This window comes from Nonomuraea sp. NPDC049378, assembly GCF_055586745.1.
Genome location: NZ_JBVJHP010000031.1, coordinates 21,957 through 46,775 on the forward strand (window position 1 = coordinate 21,957; position 24,819 = coordinate 46,775).

General features: G+C 69.0%; 25 protein-coding genes. 15 read left to right on the forward strand and 10 right to left on the reverse strand.

The genetic code is table 11. From position 1 onward, the window contains the following. The first annotated feature begins 253 nt into the window (after positions 1-253). Genes ACZ6SA_RS43830 through ACZ6SA_RS43840 form a run of 3 tightly spaced genes read left to right on the forward strand, consistent with a single transcriptional unit; the run spans position 254 to position 2,411 of the window. Positions 254-1,396: a trans-sulfuration enzyme family protein gene (locus ACZ6SA_RS43830; RefSeq protein WP_465835033.1), complete on the forward strand. Its 1,143-nt coding sequence runs from the start codon at positions 254-256 to the stop codon at positions 1,394-1,396. Then, on the forward strand, positions 1,390-1,896 hold the full coding sequence (locus ACZ6SA_RS43835; RefSeq protein ID WP_347650026.1) for a RidA family protein: 507 nt from the start codon (positions 1,390-1,392) through the stop codon (positions 1,894-1,896). The genes ACZ6SA_RS43830 and ACZ6SA_RS43835 overlap by 7 nt, the downstream gene beginning before the upstream one ends. Continuing rightward, positions 1,896-2,411 (forward strand): NUDIX hydrolase, encoded by a 516-nt coding sequence (locus tag ACZ6SA_RS43840; protein WP_347650025.1) that lies wholly within the window; start codon positions 1,896-1,898, stop codon positions 2,409-2,411. The genes ACZ6SA_RS43835 and ACZ6SA_RS43840 overlap by 1 nt, the downstream gene beginning before the upstream one ends. Before the next feature lie 86 nt (positions 2,412-2,497). On the opposite strand, the gene ACZ6SA_RS43845 is transcribed toward ACZ6SA_RS43840, so the two are convergent. The 3 genes from ACZ6SA_RS43845 to ACZ6SA_RS43855 form a co-directional block, all read right to left on the reverse strand. After that, positions 2,498-2,956, reverse strand: coding sequence for a MarR family winged helix-turn-helix transcriptional regulator (locus ACZ6SA_RS43845; protein WP_347650024.1), 459 nt, complete (start codon positions 2,954-2,956; stop codon positions 2,498-2,500). A gap of 153 nt (positions 2,957-3,109) precedes the next feature. Next, entirely contained in the window at positions 3,110-3,691 is a 582-nt protein-coding gene (locus ACZ6SA_RS43850; RefSeq protein WP_347650023.1) for a TetR/AcrR family transcriptional regulator, read from the reverse strand. 28 nt (positions 3,692-3,719) lie between these two features. Next, positions 3,720-5,252 (reverse strand): MFS transporter, encoded by a 1,533-nt coding sequence (locus ACZ6SA_RS43855; RefSeq protein ID WP_347650022.1) that lies wholly within the window; start codon positions 5,250-5,252, stop codon positions 3,720-3,722. Between the two features lie 1,722 nt (positions 5,253-6,974). On the opposite strand from ACZ6SA_RS43855, the gene ACZ6SA_RS43860 reads away from it, so the two are divergent. Beyond that, entirely contained in the window at positions 6,975-7,571 is a 597-nt protein-coding gene (locus ACZ6SA_RS43860) for a hypothetical protein (RefSeq protein WP_347650020.1), read from the forward strand. Between the two features lie 158 nt (positions 7,572-7,729). On the opposite strand, the gene ACZ6SA_RS43865 is transcribed toward ACZ6SA_RS43860, so the two are convergent. Together ACZ6SA_RS43865 and ACZ6SA_RS43870 are read right to left on the reverse strand one after the other, a co-directional pair. Further along, entirely contained in the window at positions 7,730-9,835 is a 2,106-nt protein-coding gene (locus ACZ6SA_RS43865; RefSeq protein WP_347650019.1) for a molybdopterin-dependent oxidoreductase, read from the reverse strand. Positions 9,836-10,362: 527 nt separating this feature from the next. After that, positions 10,363-11,532: an FAD-dependent oxidoreductase gene (locus ACZ6SA_RS43870; RefSeq protein WP_347650018.1), complete on the reverse strand. Its 1,170-nt coding sequence runs from the start codon at positions 11,530-11,532 to the stop codon at positions 10,363-10,365. Between the two features lie 669 nt (positions 11,533-12,201). Between ACZ6SA_RS43870 and ACZ6SA_RS43875 the strand changes: the two genes are divergently transcribed. Next, positions 12,202-14,943 carry an AAA family ATPase gene (locus ACZ6SA_RS43875; protein WP_465835038.1) on the forward strand — a complete coding sequence of 914 codons (2,742 nt, stop codon included), beginning with the start codon at positions 12,202-12,204 and terminating at the stop codon, positions 14,941-14,943. Here the strand turns inward: ACZ6SA_RS43875 and ACZ6SA_RS43880 are convergent. Next, a complete protein-coding gene (locus ACZ6SA_RS43880) occupies positions 14,917-15,381 on the reverse strand; it encodes an ester cyclase (protein ID WP_347650016.1) in 465 nt (154 codons plus the stop codon). The genes ACZ6SA_RS43875 and ACZ6SA_RS43880 overlap by 27 nt on opposite strands. A 172-nt stretch (positions 15,382-15,553) precedes the next feature. Between ACZ6SA_RS43880 and ACZ6SA_RS43885 the strand changes: the two genes are divergently transcribed. Genes ACZ6SA_RS43885 through ACZ6SA_RS43895 form a run of 3 tightly spaced genes read left to right on the forward strand, consistent with a single transcriptional unit; the run spans position 15,554 to position 17,125 of the window. Continuing rightward, on the forward strand, positions 15,554-16,243 hold the full coding sequence (locus ACZ6SA_RS43885; protein WP_347650015.1) for an alpha/beta hydrolase: 690 nt from the start codon (positions 15,554-15,556) through the stop codon (positions 16,241-16,243). Between the two features lie 16 nt (positions 16,244-16,259). Next, a complete protein-coding gene (locus ACZ6SA_RS43890; RefSeq protein WP_347650014.1) occupies positions 16,260-16,931 on the forward strand; it encodes a winged helix-turn-helix transcriptional regulator in 672 nt (223 codons plus the stop codon). A 38-nt stretch (positions 16,932-16,969) separates the two neighbouring features. After that, positions 16,970-17,125 (forward strand): hypothetical protein, encoded by a 156-nt coding sequence (locus tag ACZ6SA_RS43895; protein WP_347650013.1) that lies wholly within the window; start codon positions 16,970-16,972, stop codon positions 17,123-17,125. A 108-nt stretch (positions 17,126-17,233) separates the two neighbouring features. On the opposite strand, the gene ACZ6SA_RS43900 is transcribed toward ACZ6SA_RS43895, so the two are convergent. Continuing rightward, positions 17,234-17,377 carry a hypothetical protein gene (locus ACZ6SA_RS43900; protein ID WP_347650012.1) on the reverse strand — a complete coding sequence of 48 codons (144 nt, stop codon included), beginning with the start codon at positions 17,375-17,377 and terminating at the stop codon, positions 17,234-17,236. Between the two features lie 358 nt (positions 17,378-17,735). Between ACZ6SA_RS43900 and ACZ6SA_RS43905 the strand changes: the two genes are divergently transcribed. From ACZ6SA_RS43905 to ACZ6SA_RS43925, 5 genes are read left to right on the forward strand one after another with little or no spacing between them, the layout of a single operon-like run. Further along, the gene (locus ACZ6SA_RS43905; protein WP_347650011.1) at positions 17,736-18,578 is read left to right on the forward strand and encodes an NAD(P)H-binding protein; all 843 of its coding nucleotides are present in this window, start codon (positions 17,736-17,738) and stop codon (positions 18,576-18,578) included. Further along, complete coding sequence (locus ACZ6SA_RS43910; RefSeq protein WP_465835042.1) at positions 18,575-18,730, forward strand: hypothetical protein; 156 nt, start codon at positions 18,575-18,577, stop codon at positions 18,728-18,730. Before ACZ6SA_RS43905 ends, ACZ6SA_RS43910 begins: the two co-directional genes overlap by 4 nt. Further along, positions 18,727-18,939, forward strand: a complete 213-nt coding sequence (locus ACZ6SA_RS43915; protein ID WP_465835044.1) for a carboxymuconolactone decarboxylase family protein — start codon at positions 18,727-18,729, stop codon at positions 18,937-18,939. Before ACZ6SA_RS43910 ends, ACZ6SA_RS43915 begins: the two co-directional genes overlap by 4 nt. Before the next feature lie 7 nt (positions 18,940-18,946). Next, positions 18,947-20,332, forward strand: coding sequence for a phenylacetate--CoA ligase family protein (locus ACZ6SA_RS43920; RefSeq protein ID WP_347650009.1), 1,386 nt, complete (start codon positions 18,947-18,949; stop codon positions 20,330-20,332). Further along, a complete protein-coding gene (locus tag ACZ6SA_RS43925) occupies positions 20,316-20,900 on the forward strand; it encodes a TetR/AcrR family transcriptional regulator (protein ID WP_347650008.1) in 585 nt (194 codons plus the stop codon). The genes ACZ6SA_RS43920 and ACZ6SA_RS43925 overlap by 17 nt, the downstream gene beginning before the upstream one ends. A gap of 398 nt (positions 20,901-21,298) precedes the next feature. Here ACZ6SA_RS43925 and ACZ6SA_RS43930 read toward each other — a convergent pair whose 3' ends face one another. Further along, on the reverse strand, positions 21,299-21,892 hold the full coding sequence (locus ACZ6SA_RS43930; RefSeq protein WP_465835047.1) for a TetR/AcrR family transcriptional regulator: 594 nt from the start codon (positions 21,890-21,892) through the stop codon (positions 21,299-21,301). A 105-nt stretch (positions 21,893-21,997) separates the two neighbouring features. Here ACZ6SA_RS43930 and ACZ6SA_RS43935 point away from each other — a divergent pair, with 105 nt between their 5' ends. Next, positions 21,998-22,495 carry a hypothetical protein gene (locus tag ACZ6SA_RS43935; protein WP_347650006.1) on the forward strand — a complete coding sequence of 166 codons (498 nt, stop codon included), beginning with the start codon at positions 21,998-22,000 and terminating at the stop codon, positions 22,493-22,495. On the opposite strand, the gene ACZ6SA_RS43940 is transcribed toward ACZ6SA_RS43935, so the two are convergent. Next, the gene (locus ACZ6SA_RS43940; RefSeq protein WP_347650005.1) at positions 22,437-23,093 is read right to left on the reverse strand and encodes a carboxymuconolactone decarboxylase family protein; all 657 of its coding nucleotides are present in this window, start codon (positions 23,091-23,093) and stop codon (positions 22,437-22,439) included. The genes ACZ6SA_RS43935 and ACZ6SA_RS43940 overlap by 59 nt on opposite strands. 297 nt (positions 23,094-23,390) lie before the next feature. On the opposite strand from ACZ6SA_RS43940, the gene ACZ6SA_RS43945 reads away from it, so the two are divergent. Continuing rightward, positions 23,391-24,179 (forward strand): SDR family oxidoreductase, encoded by a 789-nt coding sequence (locus ACZ6SA_RS43945; protein WP_465835049.1) that lies wholly within the window; start codon positions 23,391-23,393, stop codon positions 24,177-24,179. Positions 24,180-24,276: 97 nt separating this feature from the next. Here the strand turns inward: ACZ6SA_RS43945 and ACZ6SA_RS43950 are convergent, their stop codons facing one another. Then, positions 24,277-24,738 carry an ester cyclase gene (locus ACZ6SA_RS43950; RefSeq protein ID WP_443156956.1) on the reverse strand — a complete coding sequence of 154 codons (462 nt, stop codon included), beginning with the start codon at positions 24,736-24,738 and terminating at the stop codon, positions 24,277-24,279. Positions 24,739-24,819 lie beyond the last annotated feature (81 nt).

Below are 24,819 nucleotides of genomic sequence, written 5' to 3' on the forward strand. Positions count from 1 at the left end.
CCTCCAGATCACCAGACGTTTGCTGCGCCGCCTGCTCTCGGCACCGGCGACTGACTGACTTTCCGCTCGCGAGGTCATCGCCGCCACGAACGGGCGTGGCGAAAGCAGCTTCCCCCGATTCAGCCGATGCTGAAGGTTGAGCTGGATTGCAGAGCGCTGCGTGCGGACCATGGGCGCTGACCGTCGGCGATCGCGTCCGGCGGTGTTCGGGCCAAGTTCGCCGCGTCCCGAGCGAACGGAGGGAACGAGGACGATGAGGGCATCGACCAGAATCGACACGGTCGCCGTTCGCGCCGGGCATGATGTGGATCCCGGCACCGGAGCGATCACAGAGCCGATCACCATGTCGGTCTCTTTTGAGCGGGACGCCGACGGCAGCCATTCTCGCGGCTATCACTATGGGGCGGCGGGAAACCCCAATCGCTCCGCTCTGGAGCGTGCACTGGCCGCCCTCGAGGGTGGAGGCGAGGCACTGGCTTTCTCCAGCGGCTCCGCCGCGATCAGCGCCGTCCTGCGCGCGGTTCTTTCCCCTGGCGCTCACGTGCTCCTGCCCGAAGACGTGTTCCAGGGCACCGCCCGCCTGCTCAAACGCCTCTCCGAATGGGGAGTCGAGCATGATGCGGTCGACATGACCAGCATGGAGACGCTCGGGCGCGCCTTCAAGCCGAACACCGCCCTGGTGTGGACCGAGACGCTGTCGAACCCGCTGTTGAAAGTGGCAGACATCGGCGCGATCGCGTCGCTGGCCCACCAGCGGGACGCGGTCCACGTGGTCGACAACACCTTCGCTACCCCGATGTTTCACCAGCCCTTGGCTTTCGGGGCGAATTACGTGGTGCACTCCTCCACCAAATACCTGTCAGGCCACGGTGACGTGGTGGGCGGCAGCGTGATATTCAGCGATTCGGCCCCGCTTGCCGAACGACTGCGCGAGCTCCAATGGATCGACGGCGCCGTCCCTTCGCCTTTCGACTGCTGGCTCACCCACCGCGGGCTGAAGACCCTGCCATGCCGTATGCGTGCGCATGCCGCCAATGCCGTACGAATCGCCGAATTCCTCGCCACCCACCCGCATGTGATCGAGGTGCACCATCCCGGCCTGGCGGGATCGCCGAGCCGTACAGATGCCGCGTCTCTTCTCAGCGGCTACGGAGGCGTCGTCTCCTTCCGGGTGGCGGGCGGGCAGCGGAGGGCTCTGCAGGTCGCGGGAGCTGTGACGCTCTTCCGGCGTGCGACCAGTCTCGGAGCGGTGGACAGCCTCATCCAGCACCAGGCATCCTCCCCGACGCACGGCGCCGGCACTTCGCTCCCCGATGACCTCCTGCGTCTGTCCGTCGGGCTCGAGCACGCAGAGGATCTGATCGACGATCTCGACCAGGCCCTGAACTCATGCTGAGACGGGCACCACGGATCCAGGACACGTTGCGGACGCTCGGACTGCGATGGCCGGACCTGGCTCCGACACACGAATTCGTCCCCGCGATCCGGCACGCGGACATGATCTTCGTTTCCGGACACGCCCCCTACAGAGACGGCGGCTTCCGTCACAAGGGACGGGTGGGCGCGGAACTCTCCCTCGAGGACGGCAGGCGAGCGGCTCGGCTCGCGGTGCTCGGCTGCCTGGCATCCCTGGAGGCCGCGCTGGGTGACCTCGACCTTGTCGAGCGCATCGTGAAGATGAACGCATACGTACGGTGCGTAGCCGATTTCCACGAGTTGCCCAGCGTGACCGACGGCGCCTCACGCATGCTCATCGACATGTTCGGAGACGCGGGACGCCATGCCCGCACCACGATCGGCGTCACCGCGCTCCCCGAGGGCGTCTCCGTCGAATGCGAGCTGATCGTCGTGGCTCGTGAGCGCGACCGCCGCAGTCAAGAGGGCGCCAGACCCTGATGCTCGATCTTCCCCGAGACCTTCCCATCGTCGAACGTGATGTCGTCCGGCTCGTGGTGCGCGACGTTGACGGCCGGATACTGCTCTTCCACACCCGCGAGTCCTCCGCGCCCGAACTGGGCATCTGGTGGGAACTCCCCGGCGGAGGCATCGGCGAGGGTGAGACCTACCTGGACACCGCCATCAGGGAGCTCCGCGAAGAGACCGGCTTTGTCGTGAGGCCGGAGCAGGTGGGACTACCCACGTGGCGGCGCCAGGCCTGCTTCCGCCACAGAAACGTGCGTTTTCTGCAGAACGAGGTCGTCGTCGAGGTCCGGCTGGAGGCTTGCGGTCCAGCGGTGGACGAGTCCGGCCGGCACGAGGACGAGAAGGAGGACTACTTCAACTTCCGCTGGTGGCCCGTCGCCGAGGCCGTGGCCAGTGAAGAACGGTTCTACCCACGCCTCCTGCCCAGACTGCTGGCACCGTTCCTGGCGGGCGAGGAGATCGACGAGGACTTCGAGTTCTGGTCGTGACGGAGATCAACACCCCAACGACAACAGGATTGCCGTTCAGACGACGAACTCGATTGGTTCGTACGGCGGCCTACCCTCCGCCGGCGTCAATGGTTCGGTTCCATGAAGACGGTGGGCACCTTGTTGTCCTCCACGATGCGGCCGAGCAGGACACCGAGCGTGTCGCGCTCGACGGGAGCGAACCCGGCAGCAAGTTCCTCGATGCGACGGCAGGCCTCGGCGTAGAACTCGTCGGCGAGCTTGGCCCCCCGCCTGGTGAGGGCCACCCGCACCGCACGGAGGTCGCGCGGATCAGATCCACGCTGGACCAGGCCATTGCGCTCGCTCCGGTCCACCAGGCCGGTCAGGCTCGACTTGGCCAGCCCCAGCATCGCGCCCAGTTCGCTCATGCCGTACGGCTGCGCCATCAGGACACACAACAGCTGGCCCTGCTGCTGGGTGAGTCCGTACTCGCGGGCGCATTCCGTGTACACGGCGTTCACCAGAAATGTGGACCGCACCAATGCGGCCACCACTCCGAGCGGACCGTCAACCTGCTTGCTCACTACCCAAGGGTAACAAATTCGCGGGACGAACTACGTCCCCGCACGGCCTGCCCGCGCCGAGGGTCCCTGGGCCGGGGCGGCTTCAGGGAGCTGTTGCTGGAAGCCGTCTCGGGAGGTCGGGCCGCGAACCCATGACTTCGGGTTGAGGTTCGGTCACTGCTTGGTGGTCTCGGGCTGGGAGCCGAGCGCTTGCCGCAGAACGGCATGCACGTAGTCGGTGTCGGCGGGTGCGTTGTCGATCAGGATGGCGGCACAGAGGCCGTCAGAGGTCGCGACGAGTGCAGTTACGGCATCGGGGGCGTTGGTGCAGTGCTGGGCGAGTTCGGCGACGCTCTCGCGCCAGCGGCGGGCGATGGGGCGTAGGGCGGGTCTTCGGGCGGCGAGCGTCGACAGTTCGCGTTCGGCCAGGGCGCGGTCCCGTCCGGGGCCTGCGGATTCGGCGATGAGCTCGGCGAGGCCGCGAATCTTGTCGTCGCGGTTGTCGATGATGTGGCGGATGCGCGCGGTGTAGGCCTCGACGATGCTGGTCAGGGCAGCGATCAGCAGGTCGTCGATGGTGGCGAAGTAATAGGTGCTCAGGCTGACGGGTATGCCGGCTTCCTTGGCGACGGTGCGGTGGGTGACACCGGCCGCGCCGTCACGCTGGACGACGGCCAGGGTGGCCTCGATGATCTCAGCTCGGCGCTTCTGCCCTCTGGCTCTGCGTGCATCCGTGGATCTGTCGTCGTCGCCCATGCCCCCTCCTGAGCATCAGATTAGACGATCACGGCTGGGTTTCCCCGATGGGGCGGATGTGCCTGAGCATGAGCAGGCACAGCGCGGTCACGACCACAATCGCGGCTCCTGCTGTGAGGGAGGCGATGTTCAGCCCGGTGGTGAACGCTTCCTGCGCGCCTTGGACGGTGTCTGGCGGGAGCCTGTCGGAGACCGCCACGGCGCCGTCCAGGCTGGCGGTGGCGCGGGCGGCGATCTCGGGCGCCACCTGCGACGGCGGCTGGGCCTGGGAACGGTAGACCGCCGTGGTGAGGCTGCCCAGCAGGGCGACCCCGACGGCGAGCCCGAGTTCCTGCACGGTTTCGGACATCGCCGCCGCCGACCCTGACTTCGCGGCCGGAGCGGCCCCGACGACGATGTCGGTGCCCAGCGCGGCGATGGCCCCCAAGCCGAAATAGACGAACGCGAATCCGACCACGATGCTCACCGCGCTGTCGGTGTTCGCCGTCGCGAAGAGTGCGTATCCGATCAGGGAGAGCCCTTGGGTCGCCGCCATGACCGTCCCCGGCCGGATGCTCCTGGCCACGATGGGGGCGCCGATGGCGGCGGCGAACATCGCCAGCGCCGGCGGGCCCATCCACAGGCCGGCCACAGCCGGGGAGAGCCCTTCGACCAACTGCAGGAATTGGGTGACCAGGTACATCGTGCCGCCCACGCTGACGAGCCCGATCAGCAGAACCGCCAAGGCGGCGGAGAAGGCACGGTCGGCGAACAACGTCACGTCCAGCAGCGGGGAGGCGAGCCGGAGTTGCCTGCGGACGAAGGCGAACCCGGCCGCCGCGCCGATCAGTACGAGCAGCAGCGTCAGCACGTCGACCCCGTGCGTGGCGAAGTGCTTCACGGCGTAGACCACCGGCAGGATGGCGACCAACGACAGGGTGACGCTGATGAGGTCGAGCCGTCCCTTGCCGGGCGCCGCGTACTCGGGCAGGAGCGTACGCGCACCGGCCAGAACGATCATCGCCACCGGCACCGCGAGCAGGAAGGCCGCCCCCCACCAGAATCGGTCGACCAGGACGCCGCCCACGATCGGACCGGCGGCCATGCCGAGGGCGAACATGGTGGCCCACACGCCGATGGCCACGGCCCGCTGGCGGACGTCGGTGAACATGTTGCTGATCAGCGACAGCGTTGAGGGCATGAGCGTGGCGCCGGCGATGCCGAGCAGCGCTCGCGCCAGGATCAGCAGGCCGGCGTTCGGGGCGAACGCGGCGACGACCGAAACGGCTGCGAACACTGCCACGCCGATCATCAGCAGGCGCCGCCTGCCGATCCGATCTCCCAGCGTTCCCATCGTGATGAGAAAGCCGGCGATGAAGAAGCCGTAGGCGTCCATGATCCACAACGTCTGTGCGGCGGTGGGATCCAGCTCCGCGGCTATGCTCGGCGACACCAGGTAGAGAACCGTGACGTCCAGCCCCAACAGCACGGTCGGCAGCGCCAGCAGCCCCAGCCCGCACCACTCCCGCACTCCGGCACGTGGCGTCCCCGCATGCGTCACGACGTCCTTCTCCATCGACATACTTGAACCATAGTACAAGTAGTACGTTCGTTCAAAATGTGGACGAGCTCGCCGCGCCCCGGCCGCGGAGCAGGGTGTCCGGCACCCGCGGCGGGCCGGCCACGCCAGAAAGTTCGCGTGACGAACCTTATGGTGCTCATGTGTGGGCAGATTCACGAACATCTTCCCGACGCACGTACTTGAAGTTCGTGTACCGAACTAATATGGTTCGTCACACGAACTTGACTCGGGGGTCGAGGCGTGAGCCGTACAGTGGCGATGGAGATCCGGAAAACCCAGCGAGAAGCGCTCTTCTTCGGCTCATCCAACGTCGCCGGCCGGCACATCGCGCAGGCCAACCGGGGCGCGCCGGGTGTGGACGGGATGACCACGCGGGAGTTACGGCCGTGGATCCGTGAGCACTGGGCGGGTGTCCGGGAGGCGTTGGACGCGGGCACGTATCGGCCGTTGCCGGTCCGCCGGGCGGTGATACCCAGACCCGGGGGCGGGGAACGCGGCGTTGGGGGTGCCCTCTGTGCTGGACAGGTTGATCCAGCAGGCGATTGCTCAGGTCCTGGCGCCGATCTTCGATCCGTATTTCAGTGTGATCTGGTGTGGAACCCCGGGCGTTCACTGTTCACGGCCGAGAAGCTGACAAAAGTTCTCCTGGGCACCTTGATCACCCAGCTTGCAGCCACTGCTCGTCGTCGCCGGTTCGCCGGCAACGGCTCCCGGAACGTCTGCCGCTCGCACACGGCTGTCGTCACACCGGCGTCACGGTGGCACAGCACGGCGAGCGGATCGTTTACCGACACGGACTATCACGTTCCGTCACCACCGAAAGCGGGCCAGAGCCAGTGACCGTACAGACCCTGCCGGGAGTCCGTCTGAAGTGCCACGGGTCTGTAGTGACGATGCACAGGCACGACGAGATGGTCAGCGAAGCGCGGCTCCTGGTAGCGCATTCGTGTATGCGGCGACATTCGACAATAAGCCACATGCGAAGACTTGAAAGTCCTTGAGTGAGGATATAGCGTGATCATTGAGGAGCAAAGATGCCAGGGGGCAAACCACAGCTGTTCAGCGTCGTCGTGTACTCCGTGTCTCGGCCGGAGCATGCCGTTGCCATGATGCTGAACGCTCCTCGGGGCACACTGGGCAGGCGATTGGCAGCGTATGGCCTCAGCAGCCGGTGAGGTAGCGCTGGAAGGTGGGGGTGATCTAGGCGATGCACCTCGCCCGGTTCGGCAGTCACGAGCGCTCGAACCCGAACTGCGTGACGGGCGATGGCCAGCCCGACCATGTGCGCAGGGCACACCTTCGAGTTGCCTGGCACCAGCGTACGGGAGGAGCCCATACAAGCCGCTGCGCACGGCATCAGCCGCGCGAGTTTCAGCCTGCCGTTCAAGGTGCACCGCATCGCCCTGGACATGCAAGGCGTTCCCTACGCCAACATGCTTGCGCTGATCCGGTTCATCGCGCCGTACTCCGCTGTCCATCGGCCAGGCGTCCTCGCCCGCCTGGCCGAGCTGGCACAGGAGTTCGGGCTGCACACGGCTCCCGAACCGGCCCGGGTGGCCAGAGCGTCGGCAAGGGGCTTGGCGGGTCCTTCAGGCAGCACGTGGCGGCGCAGAAGGAGCTGCAGAATCTCGGTCTGGCACTCTCCCGCACGTCCCCGTGCAGGCGTGCAGCAGGTCCTGACGCGGCCTCCCGCTCTTTCCGCCTCACCCCGGGCGAGCGCTGGTGAGCGTCGCCAAGGACCGGGGCGGGCTGACGGACCTGCTGCGCGGCCCGCGCGACTGGCGTCGCAGATCCACGAAGCTGTATCCGCTCGGCGCCAACGCCGCGGCGACCCGTGCAGACGCCAACGGAAGGTTCGGCTGGGAGTTCGTCTACTTCCCTGCCATCGCCCGAGGGACGCCGGCCGCCGTACTGCTCGGCTGCGCCCTACCTGTTCTGTCCGCCGGGGCGAGCCTGGCTCTGCCGCTCACTGACGATCTGCTGCCTGCCGGCGTGATCTTGCTGCTGACGCTCGCCACTGGGTTCGGCATGTCGCTTGGCGTCTCACTGGCCTGCGCGTACGTGGTGGGCCGCCCGTACTGGCAACCTGGTGTCGTCAGTCTGCTGCTGCTCGCCATGGCCGCGGGAATACCGTTCGGCCTGGTAGCGCAGGCATGGGATCAGAGCGGGCCCCAACCCCAGGTGATCGAGTACGTCTTGCGATGGCTCACCGTCCAAGGACCACTCATGGCAGTCGCGTGCTGTGTGGCGGGAGTGCTGTGGTTGCCAGTGGCCTGGTGGCTCTACCGGCGTCGCGGAGTATCCCGGGTCACCCTGTGAAGCGGCCGTCCAGCGAAGGGTGCAGGACGCCGACCACCGCAAGCCAGAACGTCTGTGCACGGCACGCCAGGTCTTCGCCGCGCGGTTTCACTGTGGTGACCGCCCTCAATATCAGCAATGCCCGGCGTTGGCCCGCATGAAGTTCGACATCGCGTCGCTCACGCCGTGGTTCGCACGGGTTCGATCCGAACCGGGACACCGTTGAGCACCGCTGTAGCGCTGGCGTCGTCGAGCACCCCGGGGTCGGTGACGTCGTTGGCGCTGGCGCCGGGTACTGCGGAGGCGATGGCCATCCGGGTGCCCGGACGCTGGTGACCGTAGCCGTGCGGCAGACTGACCACGCCGCGCATCACCTCATCAGTGGCCTTGACCTCGACCATCACCCGACCGGAGCGCGACCGTACGTATGCCGTGTCGCCGTCGTTCAACCCGAACACGGCCAGATCTGCGGGGTTGACCAGCAGATGATGCCGAGGTGCTCCCTTGATCAGGCGCCCGCTGTTGTGCATCCAAGAGTTGTTGTCCCGCAGGTGGCGCCGGCCGATGAGCAGCAACTCGCCGTCCTCTGGCGCGGAGTCGCGCAGTCGCGGCAGGTCGTCGAGCAGCTCGCGTGGCGCCAGGTCGATGCGCTTGTCCGGGGTGTGTAGCCGTTCGGGCAGCGCGGGACGTAGCGAACCGAGATCGATCCCTGCCGGGTTGCGGCGCAGCTTGCGCAGTGAAAGCCGGTACGGCCCGAGCCGCAGTCCGAGGTCGATCATGCGGTTGGGGCTGAGCGAAAGCATCAGCCGCTCCTTCATCGTGCCGCGCGGTCGATATCGCCTGGCCAGTTCCTGGAAGATCTCCCACTCGTGCCTTGCGTCAGCGGAGCGGGGGAACAGCGCAGGGCTGAAGCGCGCGGTATTGCGCACAGCCAGCGCGTTGAAGAGCACGTCATAGTGGTCGCGCTCAAAATGCCCGGTCGGTGGGAGGATGACGTGGGCATGCCTGGTGGTCTCGTTGACGTAGAAGTCGATCGCCGCCATGAACTCCAGCCCCGCCAGCGCGTGGTTCAGCCGATGACCGCCAGGTGAGGACAACACCGGGTTGCCCGCCACGGTCAGCAAGGCCCGGATCTGGCCGGGGCCGGGCGTCTCGATCTCGTCGGCCAGCGTGGCGACGGTGAACTCGCCGCTGAAGTCAGGCAGCCCACGCACACGCGATCGGTGCGAGCCGACATGTCCGGGTGCGAGCGTGCCGCTGTCGATACCGTCCACCGCCGGCCTGGTGAACATCAGGCCGCCTGGCCGGTCCAGGTTGCCGGTGACGATATTGAGCAGCTGAACCGCCCAGTGGGCGAGCGCGCCGTACCGCTGGGTGCTTAGACCCGTTCTCGAGTAGCACGTGGCAGACTTCGCCATGGCGAACTCTCGGGCCACCCGCCTGATCACGGCTTCGTCGACCCCTGACCATCGCGCCGCCAGGGCCGGGGTGAGGTCGGCGATGCCCCGCCGTACCTCGTCGAGACCGTCTGCGTAAGCCGGCAGGGTGGCCAGGCCCTCCTCCAGAACCACGTTGACCATCGCCAGCAGGACAGCCGCGTCAGCGCTTGGCCTGATGAAGTGGTGCTCGTCGGCGACCTTGGCGGTCTCGGTCCTGCGCGGATCGAACACCACGAGCTTGCCGCCGCGTCCGCGCATCTCACGCAGCCTGCGCGGGAAGCCAGGCGCGGTCATGAGGCTTCCGTTGGAGGCGATCGGGTTGGCGCCGAACACGAGCAGGTAGTGGGTGCGGTCCACGTCGGGAATCGGGAGCAACCACTGGTGACCGTACATCAGCAGCGCTACCAACTGGGCCGGCCAGGTGTCCGCCGAGCCGGCAGAGTATTTGTTGCTGGTACGCAGCAGGTCGACGAACGCCGGTGCATGGGTCATCGCGCCGAGGCTGTGAGTGACCGGATTGCCCAGGTACGCGCCCACGGCGTCGGGCCCATGTTCGGCTCTGATACGCGACAGCTCGCCGGCGACCAAATCGAACGCCTCGTCCCAGCCGACCTCGTGCCATTCGTCGCCGACCCTGCGGACCGGACGCCGCAGGCGATCGGGATCATGGTGCAGGTCGGCCAGTGCTACGCCCTTGGGGCAGATGTGCCCATGGGAGAGTGGGTCCTCCTCCAGCCCTTTGATCGACACCACGTGCTCGCCCTGGACCCGTACCCGCAGGCCACAGACCGCTTCGCACAGGTTGCACACGCTGTGCCGCTCGCTTGCCGTCATCCTTGCCGCCATGTCCTGGAACCTACCGCTGCCACGTCGGTGGAGACGCTGTGCTGCCCAGCCGCCTGCCCACCGTAAGCGGAAGGCCGAAAGGCGACAGGATCGACGGCGGGCCCAACCGCGGAGAGCCGCATTGCGTCTTCGGCGAAGACGGGCCCGCCTGTGCCGCGCCCCCTCCGGCCTCCACGACAGAGATGTCCGCAGCGGCCGGCAGGGCGAAGACGAACTGTTCTCTCATGCTTCCTCTGGTGATCGGGTCTGAACATCACCTCGGTCGGCGCCGGCTTCGGCACCGGCAGATCGACCAGCTCGAACGGCTCGGTCCCGCTCCGGTCCCGCTGCCGGATCGCGCGCATTCCCACTCCTCAGGTCATCCACATCCGGGGCGAAACGCTAACCGGGCGGTGGCGGGCGCGGAATCTGCCATGCGGCTCGTCATCCACGCGTCTTTCACAGGTGGCCGCCGGGCGCGGGGCGGCGGGGAGAGCAAAAGGGACATCAACTCGCGCAATGCCCGCTGAATCCTCGTGTACGGCAGATCAGGCCGTGCGCGGTAGATCCAGGTGCAGCGCGGTCAAAGCAGACTCGGAGGCGCGGATCGCGCTGTTGACGGAGATCTCACCGCGCATCCCGGGGGCCGCGACCATGTCGCCGGCCAGGAACACGCCGTCGCCCCGATCGATCGCGGGGCGGTCGCGCCAGGTGCGCCCGGGCAGGTCCAGCGCGCCCGTCCGCCCTTTGGCCGTGCCGACGCGCTGCCAGGTCACCCGATCGCGCCAGCCGGGCACGGTTTGGTCGGCGAACGCCTGCACCCGCTCCCGCGCGGCCGCCTTGCCCTCCCCAACGCGAACCGGCAGGTCGATTTGAAAGAGCGATTCGCTCGCGGGCGCGATCGTGGGGTCCTGCATGGAGTAGCTCTCGTGGAAGCCGCCGGCGTCGAGGTCCCAGCAGATGAACCGGTCGCGCCGGCTGCTGCGTACCGCCAGGTCGAACATCACGCACTCGCCGCACTCCCAGTGCAGCGTGTCGTCGCCGAGCAACTGCCGGGCCGACGCCAGCTCGGTCGCGACGATCGTCAGCTCGCCGGGCAGTTCGGTGACCCGGGAGCCGAGTTCGATGCGCACGCCCAGCTCGTGTGCGCGGGCGGCCATCCGGTCGATGACCGCCTGCCAACCGCCGATCGCCCAGCGGACCGCGGGTGGCCCGGGTGCGAAGACGCGGCGGAGCAGGTTCCACACGAAGGCCGCCGACAGCCGTCCGGTGTCGGCGTCGAAGGTGACCACGCTGATGGCGTTGGCCGCGACGCGCGCGATCCGCTCGCCGTACCGGCTGGAAGCCCAGGTGAAGAAGTCCACGTCGACGGGCGCCACCCGGCTCCGGTCCAGGAACATCATCCGGACGAAGCCCGCGGGCGGCAGCCGGCGCAGCCGACCGTCCACCAGGAACGAGATCTTGGCGGCGTCGCGCACGGGTGGCCGGCCGAGCGGGCCGGTCAGTCCACGCTCGACCATCCAGTTCCAGTGCGGGCCGTCGGCGTAGAAGACGTGTGCGCCCTCGTGGGCGACGTATGGCGCGGGCGTGGCGCGGCCTCGTCCGCCCAACGTGCGGTGCGCCTCGTGCAGAGTCACGTCGGCGCCCGCCTCCGCGCAGGTGATGGCCGCGGTCAAGCCAGCCAGGCCGCCACCGATTACGGTAATCTTCTTCGTCACGCCGTCTCACGTTATGCCGCGGCCCCGGAGCGCGAATCCGCCATTTGACCAGGCGACGAGTCGCCGACCGCCGAGCTGGCCAAGGACACAGGTAGCGCTGGAGCGCCGGGCCGACCTGGTCGACCACCTCGCCGCGGTCCCCGGCGGCCAGTTGCCCGGCCGGCAGCAGGTGCCACTCCCCCACCAAGACCGACCGCCACGGGGGTGGCAGGGCTGCGCGCCAGTACGGCAAGCAGTTCGGCCGTGGCCGGATCGTCGAGGAGGCGCAGGAACCGGTCCGCCGGCCACCTCGGAAGTGGTAGCTCATCATCCGGCTGTCGACCCCCGCCGCACGGGCGATCGAACGCATAGGCACCAGGTCGTAGCCGTGCGTCAAGCCGCGTCAACGATCCTCGCCCGCGTCGTCGACGGGCCCCGGCGCCGGTCTCTTGCGATCGTCAGCGGGTCTCCATGCGGCTCGGGCGGGTCCTTCTGGTGCAGGTGTGATGAGCACGCTGGGACCCCGGGGCGCCTGGCCGAATCCGGCAGATGACCGGGTGTACGGCGCGATCCCTCCATACGGCACCCCGCCGTTCCTCCCGAGTCGTGGCTCGCGCATTATGTCTCATGGAGGAGACTTTCGAGTCTCCATGCGAAGACTTGAGGACGAACCGACGGAGGCGGACGGCGATGCTCTACGGACGAGGTGAGGAGCAGACCGTGATCACGCGACTGCTCGGCGACGCGGGCAACGGCCTGAGCGGTGCGCTCATCGTGCGGGGTGCGACAGGGGTGGGCAAGTCCGCCCTGCTCGACCAGGCGGCGGTGCTGGCCGGCGATCGGATGCTGGTGCTGCGCGGGGCCGGCATCCAGCCGGAGATGGAGCTGCCCTTCGCCGGATTGCACCTGCTGCTGCACTCGGTGCTCGACGGGATCGACGCGCTACCGACGGAGCAGGCACGCGCGCTGCGCGGTGCTCTCGGTCTGGAGCGATTCGCCGCCAGCGACCGGTTCCTGGTCGGATTGGCGGTGCTGACCCTCCTCGCCAACACCGCGGACGAGCGCCCGCTGGTCTGCCTGATCGACGACGCTCACTGGCTCGACCAGGCGTCCGCGGAGGCGCTGCTGTTCGCCGCGCGCCGGCTGGACGCCGAGGGCGTGGTGCTGGTCTTCGCCGCGCGCGACGACGAGGGGCTGTTCGATGCTCCCGGGGTGCGCGAGCTCCGGCTCCGCGCGCTCGAAGCCACCGCGGCGGAACAGTTGCTCGACTCACACGCCCCGGATCTCGCACCGGAGGTGCGCCGCGGCCTGCTCACGGAGGCCCAGGGCAACCCGCTGGCGCTGATCGAGCTGCCCGCCACGCTGACCGGCGCACAGCGGTCCGGCGAGGTGCCACTGCACGCCGTCGGCATGAGCCCGGTGCCCAGCCGGATCCTGCGCGGCTTCCACGAGCGCATCGCCGCACTGCCTGCCGATGCCAGAACGCTGCTGCTGGTCGCGGCCTGCGACGACGGCACCCTCGACCTGGTGCTCGACGCGATCAAGCACCTCGGCGGCAGCCTGTACGACGCCGAGCCCGCCGAGGCCGCCGGGCTCGTCCGGATCGCCGACGGCCGGATCGTCTTCCGCCACCCGCTGGTCAGAACCGCGGCCTACCAGCACGCGCCAGCCGCGGCCCGGCAGGCGGCACACCGCGCGCTGGCCAAGTCGCTGGACGGCCATCCCGACGCAATCGGCCGGATGGCCTGGCATCTGGCCCTGGCCACCACCGGGTCAGACGAGGCCGTGGCCGCAGCGCTGGAACGCGGCGCGGAACAGGCCGAGGGCAAGGGCGGCCACGCCGGCGCTTCCGCCGCCTACGAGCGGGCCGCCCAGCTCACGCCCGACCCGGCCGAGCGCGGCCGGCGTCTGGCCGCCGCCGCGCGCTCCGCCGCCGAGCTGGGCCAGTATCACCGCGCCGGAGCGCTCGCCGACCGGGCGGCGCCCGACCTGAGCGAGCCACTCGAGTCAGCCCGGCTGGCGCAGGTCCGCGCCGCCGTAGCCACCGCCCAAGGCGACCTCGACACCGCGCACACCACTCTCGCCGGCGCCGCGGACGCGGTCCGCGAGCAGGGTGTGGACGACCTGGCCGCCGAGATGTACTTCGACGCGATCACCGCCGCCTGGCTGGCCTGCGACTTCGCCGCGGTCACCCGCACTGCTACCCGTGCCACCGGAATCCGGCGGGCGCACCCGCTGCTGCGGGCTGCCTCCGGACTCGGCCGGATGGCCGCCGAGGAGCCGCCCGTCGCGCTGTCGTCCATGCGCGAGGTGATCGAAGGGCTGGCCCGGTCGGACCGGCCGGCCGATCTCCACCGCCGCGCTGCCCTGGCCCTCTGGGACCTCCTCATCGGCGACGACACCGCCGCCTACCACCGGGCCGTGGCCATTGAACGCGAGTCACGCACGTCAGGTGCGGTTGGCGTGTTGCCGATGGCGCTCGTCCTGCTGGCCCGCGCGCAGATGTTCATGGGCCGGTATCGCGACTCTCTGTCCAGCGCGCAGGAGGGCTACCGCATCGCCAGGGACATCGGCCAGCACCATCACCAGGCCCTGCTGACCGGCATCATGACCTACGTGGCGGCGGCCCAGGGTGACGAGGAGCGCTGCCAGGCCCACGCCGCCGAGATCGCGGACGTGACCGACGGGGCGACCAGCGGCATGCGTTGCGCCGCGCTCAACCTGCTCGATCTCGCGGGCGGCAGACACGAGGCGATCATCCGCCGGGCACTGGAGTTCGACCGGCACTCCCCCGCGGCGCGCACGATGATGGTCCTGCACCGCACCCAGGACGTGGTGGAGGCCGCGGTCCGGCTGGACCGAACCGACCTCGCTCGTGCCGCCGCGGCGCGCGTGCAGGCGTCCGCGACGGCGACCGGGCAGCCCTGGGCCTGGGCCGTGGCCCTTCGATGTCGAGCGCTGCTGGCTCCGGCGGAGGAGGCGGGCGACCACTTCGAGCAGGCGGTGCGGCTCCACCAGCAGAGCGGCCGGCCGCTTGAACGGGCGCGCACCGAACTGCTGTACGGCGAATGGCTGCGCAGGAACCGCCGCAAGCTCGAGTCCCGGCAACCGCTCGAGTCGGCCCTGGAGATCTTCCAGCGGCTCGAGGCGCGCCCCTGGGCCGATCGGACGCAGGGCGAGCTGCGCGCCGCCGGCAAGCGGCACCTGGCAGCGAACGCGCCCACCGGCCTGATCGACCAGCTCACCGCCCAGGAGCTGCAGATCGTCCGGCTGGCGGCCTCGGGCATGAGCAACAGGGAGATCGCGGCCCAGCTGTTCCTGAGCCCGCGGACCATCGGCTACCACCTGCACAAGGCCTTTCCCAAGCTCCAGGTTGCGAGCCGGGGCGAGCTGGCGCAGCTCTCGCTATCCCCGGAGGCCGAGACGCCATGAGCGAAGATGCGCGGCCAGCTCGCAGGTGCTCAGGCCGAGCTGCTCGCACATGTGATTCAGGTCGAAGAAGAGCAGTTCGCGATGGATCAACCCGTCGTGCACCTTCCAGAGACTCGCGAACGACAGCGTGAACCGGCGGCCGGTGGCCGGCAGGCCCGCCAGCGGCGCCTCCATGGTCGCGCTGATCAGCCCCATCCCCACGACCAGCTTCTCCTTCAGGCGCAACTCGCCGAGCCGCAGGTCGTAGTCGGGAAAGGTGCGGAGCAGCGCGGCGACCGCTTCCCGCACCCGGTGCCGACCGCGCGACAGCAGCCCGAACGGGATCGACTCCCGGACCACGTCCGGATGGCAGGCGTTCACCACGGCGACCAGGTCGCCCGCGCTCTGCGCGGCGGCGTAGCCGCGGACCACCTCATCCGGCTGCGACCCTCTTCGCATGGCAACCTCGTTCGTCGAGTTGTCGTGGGTTCTGCGGAGAACTTAAGGCGACTCGTACTTCCCCTGCATCCGTCACATGACCTGACCCTCCACAAGAGGCTTTCAGAAGTGAATTCTCATGCTTCAATAACAGGAAGCGCTTAGTTAAACTCCTCACCAAAAGGACGCGCGAATGACCACCTTCGTTCTCGTACACGGTTCCTGGCACGACCCCTCGGCCTGGGACCGGCTCGTCCCGTACCTGCACGAAGCGGGCCACCACACGATCACGCCGGACCTCGACCCCGACGCCGGACTGGCAGAGCACGCCGAGCAGATCGTCGCCGTGCTCGACCAGGCCGCTCGGGCGGCGTCGGACCTGGTCCTCGTCGGGCACAGCTACGCGGGCCTCGTGGTACGGCAGGCCGCCGACCAGCGGCCGCGGCGCGTGCGGCACATCATCCTGGTGGACGGCTGGGCGGGCCCGGACGGCGCCAGTCTGTTCGACCTGGCACCCGAGCCGTTCGTCGCCGCGCTGCGTGGCGCGGCCCGGCCGCACGAGGGCGGACCCGTGATCCCCGCCCCCGCGCCGGCCCGCTACGGCGTCACCGGCGAGGAGGACGCCCGCTGGCTGTCCACGCGCCTGCGGCCCCAGGCGCTGCGGTCCTTCAGCGAACCCAGCCGGCTCACCGGCGCGGTCGACACGATCAGCGGCACGGCCGTCTGCTGCCGCCCGCCGTCCCAGGCGTTCGAAGCCCTGGCCAGGGCGATCGGATATCGCACGGTCGCCTGCGACGGCCCGCACGACATCATGGTCACCCACCCCGAACCACTGGCCCGGCTGCTGCTCGACGCGGTGACGCTTCAAGAAACGGAAGCGTGAAGACTAGAATGACGAAGTGGAGCAGCGGACCTACAACCAGTACTGCGCGACCGCGCGCACCCTTGACCTGATCGGCGAGCGTTGGACCCTCCTCCTGGTGCGCGAGCTGCTCACCGGCCCCAAACGCTTCAGGGATCTGCTGGCCAACCTGCCCGGGCTCGGCACGGGCCTGCTGGCCGCCCGGCTGAAGCACCTCGAAGGCGAGGGCCTCATCCGTAGGACCACGCTCCCGCCGCCCGCTCGCACGCCCGCCTACGACCTCACCGAGGCCGGGCGGGAACTCGGCCCCACGGTCCTCGCCATGGCCCGCTGGGGGATGAAGTGGGCAATGGACAACCGGCGGCCGGCGGAGACCTTCCGCTCCGGATGGGCGATGCTCGGACTGCAAGCCTGCTTCAGCCCGGACGCCGCCGCCGGCCTGCGCGCCGTCATCGAGTTCCGCATCGACGAGGAGACCTTTCACGCCCGCGTCCACGACGGCACCGTCGACATGGTCCACACGCCCGCACAGGCCCCGGACGCCACCGTCACCATCGACGGCGCCACCTTCCTCTCGATCGCCGAAGGCCACACCACGCTCGCCGACGCCCTGAGCGCCGGCACCGCCACGACCGTCGGCGCCCCCTGGCTGCTGCGCAAGCTCCCCCGCCTGTTCCGCCAGCCCTCACCTGTGCCACGCAACGGTTGACCGCCTGCCCTGTGGTCCTGCATGCGGATTGTTCAAGGGTGCGCAGCGACGCCTGGAACAGGTGCTGGTGGGCGTTGATCAGGCCGGGCACGGCGAGCAGGCCGGTGCCGTCGATGATCCGGTCGGCGGCGCCGGTGGTGCGCTTCGAGGAGCGGTCGGCGCCGACGCGGCGGACGATCCGTCCCTGGACCTGACGCGCGTCCGCGTCAGGAGGTCGGCCGCGCTGGAGCCATGGAACCGCGGCGAGAACGAGGCGATGAACGGTACAACTCGACGATCTGGCCGCCGAGGTCGATCTCGGCCTAGGACTCGAAGACGATGTCCGGGAGCCTCCAGGTTGCGAAGGAGTCGCACTCGGCCTCGGCGCCGTACATGTTGTTCGAGCGCATTTCCTTTCCGTACGCGAGATCGTCCATCTTGTCGCGGGCGCTCCGTGACGTGATCACGCTACGTCGTCAGGGAAGGAGATGTTCCCGAACGTGTGGTCGCCGTGGTAGGCCGTGTTGGCGAGATAGCGGAAGCTCAGGACCGGCGGGGCCGCGGTTCGGGCCGAAGTATCCAGCCGGTCGTTCCCTGATCTCGCGATTGAGAAGGTGTCTCATCAGGTCGGACATCTCGTCCTGTTCTCCGCCGTGAGACGCCGAGTAGCACAGGTAATCCTGGATGTAAACGAACGTATGCAAATGACTGTTTGCTGTAACCGCCCCATGGCGTGAGCCGGTCGTGTGACGGATTCGTGTGCGGGCCGCGCGCTCGTAGCGTCCGGAGGCAGGATGACCGACGAACGCGAAGGAGACCCGACCCATGATCCTTGTCACCGGCGGCACCGGCAATGTCGGCGCCAATATCGTCCGCCAGTTGCTTGACGCGGGCGAGCAGGTCCGCGTCCTCACCCGCGCCCCGGGCGAGCACTCGCTTCCTGGCGAGGCCGAGATCGTGCGGGGCGACCTGAGCCAGCCGGAAACCCTGCCCGCCGCGCTGGCCGGGATCGAGCGGGTATTCCTGTTCCCCGTCTTCGACGCGATCGCCGGCTTTCTCCGCGCGGGGCGGCAGGCAGGGCTGCGGCACGTCGTCCTGCTGTCCTCCGCCGCTGCCGGCTTTCCCTCGCGCGGCTGGATCGGCGAACAGCACCTGCGCGCCGAGCAGGCCGTGGCCTCCTCCGGGCTGCCCTGGACCTTCGTGCGGCCGGACGCGTTCATGACCAACGATCTCGCCTGGGCGCCCCAGATCGCCGTCGGCGGAGTCGTTCGCGGCGCGTACGGCGAGGCCGCGCTGGCCCCTGTCGACCCGGGCGACATCGCCGCGGTCGCCGTCCACGCCTTTCTCAAGGAGCGCGTCGGCGATACGTACACCGTCACGGGACCGCAGTCGCTCACCCACCTCGACCGGGTGCGGATCATCGGGGAAACGATCGGCCGGCTGATCCGGTTCGAGGAACTGCCCCGGGACACGGTCAGGCAGCAGATGGTCCAGCACGGCATGCCGGCGCCGGCCGCCGACGAACTCCTCGACGGGCTCGCGGCAAGAGTCGGCGAGCCCGCTGCGACACTGCCCACGGTCGAGGAGGTCACCGGACGGCGTGCGTCCACCTATGCCGAATGGGTCTCCCGGCATCGGGCGGCATTCGCTCCCACAGTGACCTCATGACCGAGCTCCCCGAGGCCAGTGGTAGACACAGCACCCGCCTCCATGTCGGCAATCTGCTGCCGACCCGCGACCACATCCTCGTCGGCGGGGGCGCCCTCGAACCGCTGCTCGACCAGGCCCGCCGGGGGTGCCTCGAACCACGCTGGAGATGATCAACGTACGCGCCAGCCAGATCAACGGCTGCGGTCTGGGCGTTGACATGCACACGCGCGCCCTGCGGGCGGCCGGGGAACGCCTGGAGCAGGCTCGATGTGGCCAGTCACCAGGCTGGCGGCGAGTGGGTCGCCTCGCTCCTCCAGTCGCAACTCGGGCGAGAGCAAAAACAGTCATTCAAATGACATTTGACATCGATGTGACATAATAGCGGTATGATGGAGACCATGCCACGGCTGCTGCTCGACGCCGGCCGTACCAGAAGGAATCGCGCGTGGGTCGCGGTCCAGCGGCGGCGGCTGCGCGAGAGCGTCGCCCACGCCCGCGCCCACTCGCCCTACTACCGCGACCTCTACCGAGGGCTGCCGGACGGAGTCGACGACCCGGCTGCACTGCCGGTCACCGACAAGAAGGCGCTGATGGCCGACTACGACCGGTGGGCCAGTGACCGAGAGGTGACACTGGAGCGCGCTCGCGCCTTCGTGGCGGATCCCGAGCTGATCGGCGCCCGCTTCCTCGGCCGCTACCTGGTGGTGACCACGTCGGGGACTACCGGAAATCCGGCGATCTTCGTCAAGGACGAGAGAGACATCGCGGTCAACTACGCCATGAGCGCCCGGATGATGGGCTCCTGGCTCAACGCCCGCGACATCACCCGCATCCTGGCCGGCGGCGGGCGGATGGCCATCGTGGCCGCGCGGAACGGGCATTTCATGGTCTCCGCCGGCGCCGCCCGCATGCGCGCGCACCGGCTGCAGCGCAAGGCGATCCGGCTGTTCTCCGTGCACGCCCCGCTGGCCGAGCTGGTCGCCGAGCTCAACGCGTTCCGTCCTGCCCTGCTGCTGGGATACGGCAGCGTGCTGCGTATGCTCGCCGCGGAGCAGGAGGCTGGCCGGCTGCGCGTCGCGCCGGTCCTGGTGGAGCCGGCCGGCGAAACCCTGACCGAGGACGACTACGCGCTGCTGGGCCGCGCGTTCGGCGCCAAGGTGCGCGACACTTACGGTGCCAGCGAGTGCCCCTTCCTCACCGAGGGCTGCGCGCACGGCTGGTATCACGTCAACGGAAACTGGGTCCTGGCCGAACCGGTCGAAGCCGACTACTCACCAACCCCTCCCGGCGAGCAGTCGCACACCGTCCTGGTGACCAACCTGGCCAACCGGGTGCAGCCGATCCTGCGCTACGACCTCGGCGACAGCGTGCTGCAGCGGCCGGACCCGTGCCCGTGCGGCAACCCGCTGCCCGCCCTGCGCGTGCGAGGACGCGTGGCCAACGTGCTCACTTTCGGGAGCGGGGCCGGCGGCGGCTCCGCGGTGATCGCGCCGCTGATGCTCAACACGCTGGTCGACCGCACGCCGGGGGTCCAGCTCTATCAGATCGTCCAGACAAAGCCCACGACCCTGCGTGTACGGCTGCGCGTCACGCCGGGAGCGGACCCCGGCACGGTGTGGCGCGAGGTGCGCGACGGGATCGCCGGCCTGCTCGCCGAGCACGGCCTCGATCATGTCATCCTGGAACGTACCGCGGAACCGCCGGAGCAGTCCCACGGCGGCAAATACCGCACGGTCGTCCCGCTGAAGGATCCCCATGACGCCAGACCCTGATCGCCCCGGACTACGCGAGCGCAAGAAGGCGGACACCCGGGCGTCCATCCAGCGGCACGCGCTGCGCCTGTTCAGTGAGCAGGGCTACGACGCGACCAGCGTCGAGCAGATCGCCGAGGCGGCCGACGTCTCGCACCGGACCGTGTTCCGCTACTTCCCGACCAAGGAATCCCTGGTCATCCTCGACGACTACGACGCCCTCCTCACCACGGCCATGGCGGCGCAACCGGCGGAGCTCGGGCCGGTTCAGGCGCTGCGCAACGCCTTTCGCGCGATGTTCACCGACCTGACCGACGCCGACGTGACCGCCAAGCGGGAACGGCAGGCCCTGGTGCTCAGCGTCCCCGCGCTGTGGGCGGCCAGCCTCGCCAACGTCACCAGGACCAAGCAGACCCTCACCGATCTCGTCGCCTCCCGGCTCGCCCGTCCGCCGGACGACGCCCGGGTCAGAGCCGCCGCGGGCGCGGTGTTCGGCATCCTGCTGTCCGTCTGGCTCGACTGGGCGGACGATCCGGAGCTGGACGCCCCGGCCGTACTGGACGCCGCGCTCGCCCAGTTGCGAGCGTGAACCGGTCGTGTGGCGGGTTAGACGCTCCGGGCCCTCCTGCGAGCCTGCGGGCATGTCGCGTTTCCACCATGCCCTTGGAAAGCCCCGGAGAGGTCGACGGCGCAAACGACAACGCGCCGGACACAGTCAGCCGGGCAGGATGTCCGCAACGATCGGGACCGGCTCAGGAGCCCGGTGCGGCGCACGTCCTCCGGCTGGGCGGAGATCTCCTAGGATGAGGCGCTGGATCTGGTCGCGGACCGACCCGCCGAGATCAGGGACGAGCACGGCGCGGACGCGGCGGCGCGTGCGCCAATGATCTGACCGACCCGATGATCATCGACAGGCTCGGCGGCACCCCCGTGCTCAACGGCGTGCCGGTGACGCTCGACCCGGCGGGCGAGTCCTGACCGGCGCGCTCACGACCCCGCTCGGAAGAGCGGGATTATGACCTCGTCCACGAGCTGGGTGACCAGTTCCTCGGCCGGGGCTTTGGCGCCGAACAGGAAGTGGGCGTAGATCAGTGTCGGTCCGGCGCTGAGCCGGTTCGGCGTGATCGACTCGCTGCCGATCTCGCCGCGCGCGACGGCCCGGCCGGTGACGTCGCGCATCGCGTTCATGCCCAGGCCCAGGACGAGCCGGCGCACCTCGTCCGTGCGGTCGAGATCACGGCGCCCGTCGCCAACCAGGCCACGCATCACCTCACCCGTCACGCCGGCCAGCAGTTCGGCCACGTCGAGGCAGAGCCGCAGCACGTCATCGCGGAAGCCGCCGGTGTCCGGCGGCTCGATGGCGGAGTCCAGCACGAACGCGATCGCCTCGCGCACCAGGTCCGCGCGCGCAGGCCAGCGCCGGTAGATCGACGCCTTCCCGGTCCGCGCGCGCACCGCGACACCTTCGACGGTGAGTCGCGCGTACCCGTGTTCGGCCAGTTCGGCGAGCACCGCCTGGATAATGGAGATGTGAAGTTCCTCGCCTCGGCGGCGCGGCTTTCGGCGAAAGTCGTCAGTCATGGAATAGAGGCCCTCTATCGGGTCTCCTCGTCACTCGATTAAGTCTCTTACTGATGACTCTTAAGTCTCAGGAACGGGACATCATGGCGACCGAGGAGGCAGGCAATGCGTAAGACTGGACGTGGACAGGGGTCATCCACTACCAGGCAGGAGATCGTGGCCGCCGCGGACGGGGGTGCGAACCCGGCGCTGGTGCGCCGGTTCTTCGGCGGCATGGAGCAGCTGTTCAGCGCGGTCGTCGCCGAGGTGTTCCCAACGGACCGCGCGGTCGTCACCCTGCTGGACGGCCCGCGCGGCACCCTCGGCCGACGACTGCTCACCTACGTCACCAGCCTGCTCGGCTACGCCGTACGCGCCGAGCTCCTCGTCGCCGCCGGCCCCGACCAGCTCGCCGGCTGGGTCGCCCCGACCCTGCAGCGCTATCTCACCGGTCGGGCCCAAGCCGGCAGCCACCGAGCCGCTAGGCCGGCGTCGGCTCGGGCGGGAACCGAGGCTCCCGCCCGGCGCCCGGGCCATCACCCCGGAGCGACCCAGCGCCCGGCCGTCAGCCCTGAGCGGCGAGGACGGCTTCCAGAGCCTCCAGCGCGGCGACTGCCCTGGTGACGCCCATCTCACCGGTGAAGCGCACCGCGTCGCGGACCTCGTCCACGCTCGCGGCGGCCAGCGCCAGCTTGACGTGCCGGCGGAACGACGGGCCCAGCTCGCCAAGCGTGACATGCGCGGTCAGCGCGACGAACGCGCGCTCGCGCGCGGACAGCCGATCCTCGGTCCAGGCCCGGCCGAGGCGAGAGGCGAGAAACTCCCCCAGCCACTGGTCGGCCACCGGCACCACGGCTTCGGCCCGCTCCTCGCCGCTCCGTTCCGGGTCGACGTCGGCGGCGACCTTGAGCCCCAGCTCGGCGCCGTATCGCCGCAATGCCTCCAGCGAGCTGGCCGCAGCCGGATAGCCGGCGTACGGGGCCACGAAGCGGATCAGCGCGAGCATGTCGCCATAGGAGACGCCGTGCATGTTCATCGCCTGGATGTGCATCTTGAACGCGAGCCCGACGTTGGCCAGGCAGATGTCGTGCGCGGTGACCTGGAGCAGCTTCTCCCGCGCGCTCGTGCCCGACAGGCCGAACGTGGCACCGCCCGTCTCCAAAGCCATCCGCTCGAACTCGGCGTCCACGTCGGCCAGCGGACCACTGGGCAGCTTTGCCATGTCATCGTCCTTTCCGTCTCGGCATTACTTGCCCGGCGATGCTATGTCCCCGTCTAGCGACTTTCAAGTCATTGCATGAGGATATAAACGCCATTCGACGGACCGGTCAACCGACCGATTCAGCCGCGGTCGCCCCACCTACGTTCGGACTCGCCGATGGCTGACCGCCGACGAGGCTTGCGCCAGCGCCCACAGCGCTGTGCAGACGATCAGCGCCCCCATCATCACCAGAGCCTGGGCGGCTCCCGTCGGATGACAGATGCGCCACACTGAGCCGGCGGCGTTTCGTTGAGCATCATGAGGACGGAATTGCGGGGAAGAACGGTTCTGATCACCGGCGGCACCAGCGGCATCGGGCGGGCACTGGCCGAGGAACTCGACCGGCGCGGCAACACCGTGGTCGTCTGCGGCCGGCGCACGGATCGGCTGACGGAGCTGCGCGAGCGGCATCCGGGCATAGCCGTACATCAGTGTGATCTGGCCCTCGACGGCCAGCGGCAGCAGTTGGCCGACCAGCTGGCAAAGGAGTTCCCGAGCCTTGACATGGTGGTCAACAACGCCGGGATCCAGCTGGGGTCCGACGTTTCCCGGCCGATCGACCCAGCGCGGCTGCGGGCGGAGACCGACGTCAACGTGATCGCACCCACCCACCTCACTTCACTGCTCGCCGGGCAGCTGGCCGGGAAGCCGGGTGCCACCGTCGTCAACATCACGTCGGCACTGGCGTTTGCACCGCTGGTCACGGTCGCCTTCTACAGCGCCACCAAGGCCGCCATACACTCCCTGACGATCTCTATGCGCGAGCAGCTGAAGACACTCGGAATCCGGGTAGTAGAGGTCGCACCACCAGCGGTGGACACCGAACTCGGCAGCGACCTGCGGGACGACCTCACCGCCACGCACGGCGGCATGCGGGTCGCCGAATTCGTGGCCGAGACCATCGCCGGCCTCGAAGCGGGCGCCGAAGAGATCCTCGTGGGTCTCTCCCAGCAGCTTAAGGCCGACCCGGAAGGGATGTTCGGCACGCTGAACTCAATGTTCGACCGGGGCCTTATGTTTGGTCCGGGCCAGATGTTCGGCCAGTAACGCGACCTCCAACGAAAACCCGGCTGCACCCGGCGAATCCCTCAAAACCGGGTACAGCCAGCGTCCGCGTCGGATGTACGGGCCGCGGAGACCAGAGTCAGCTCACCGTGGCGTTCGCTCGATCGCGCCAGGCGGCGAATCGGGCCGCGGCGTCGTCCGTGGGCACGCCGAGCTGTTCCCACATCTGGTTGAAGTCGTAGAAGAAGCGTTCTGTGGCGATCAGCTCGTCGCGGACGTACCAAAGGCACACATACGGCAGCTCGAACGCGGCGCCGGTGGGCTCGATGCCAGCCAGCGGGCCGCGCATCGTCCCGGTGATCGTGCCCACCGCCATCACCAGGTCGTCGATCTCCACGAACTCGTCCATCTGCACCGCGTAGTCGGGAAACGCCCCCAGGAACGCGGTGAACTGCTGCTGGGCCTCCCGCTTGCCGTGCGAGGCCGACTGGAAGGCGACGGTCTCGAACACGACGTCCTCGTGGCACCACTCCAGGCAACCGGGCACGTCACCGCTGGTCTTCGCGGTGGAATGCGCCCGCACCACCTCTTTCGGCGTCATGGCCGCCCCCTTTTCGCTTCTCGTTGTACGTCGACGAATAAACCGTAGGAAGCCGGGGCAGGCGACGCATCTGCCACTCGA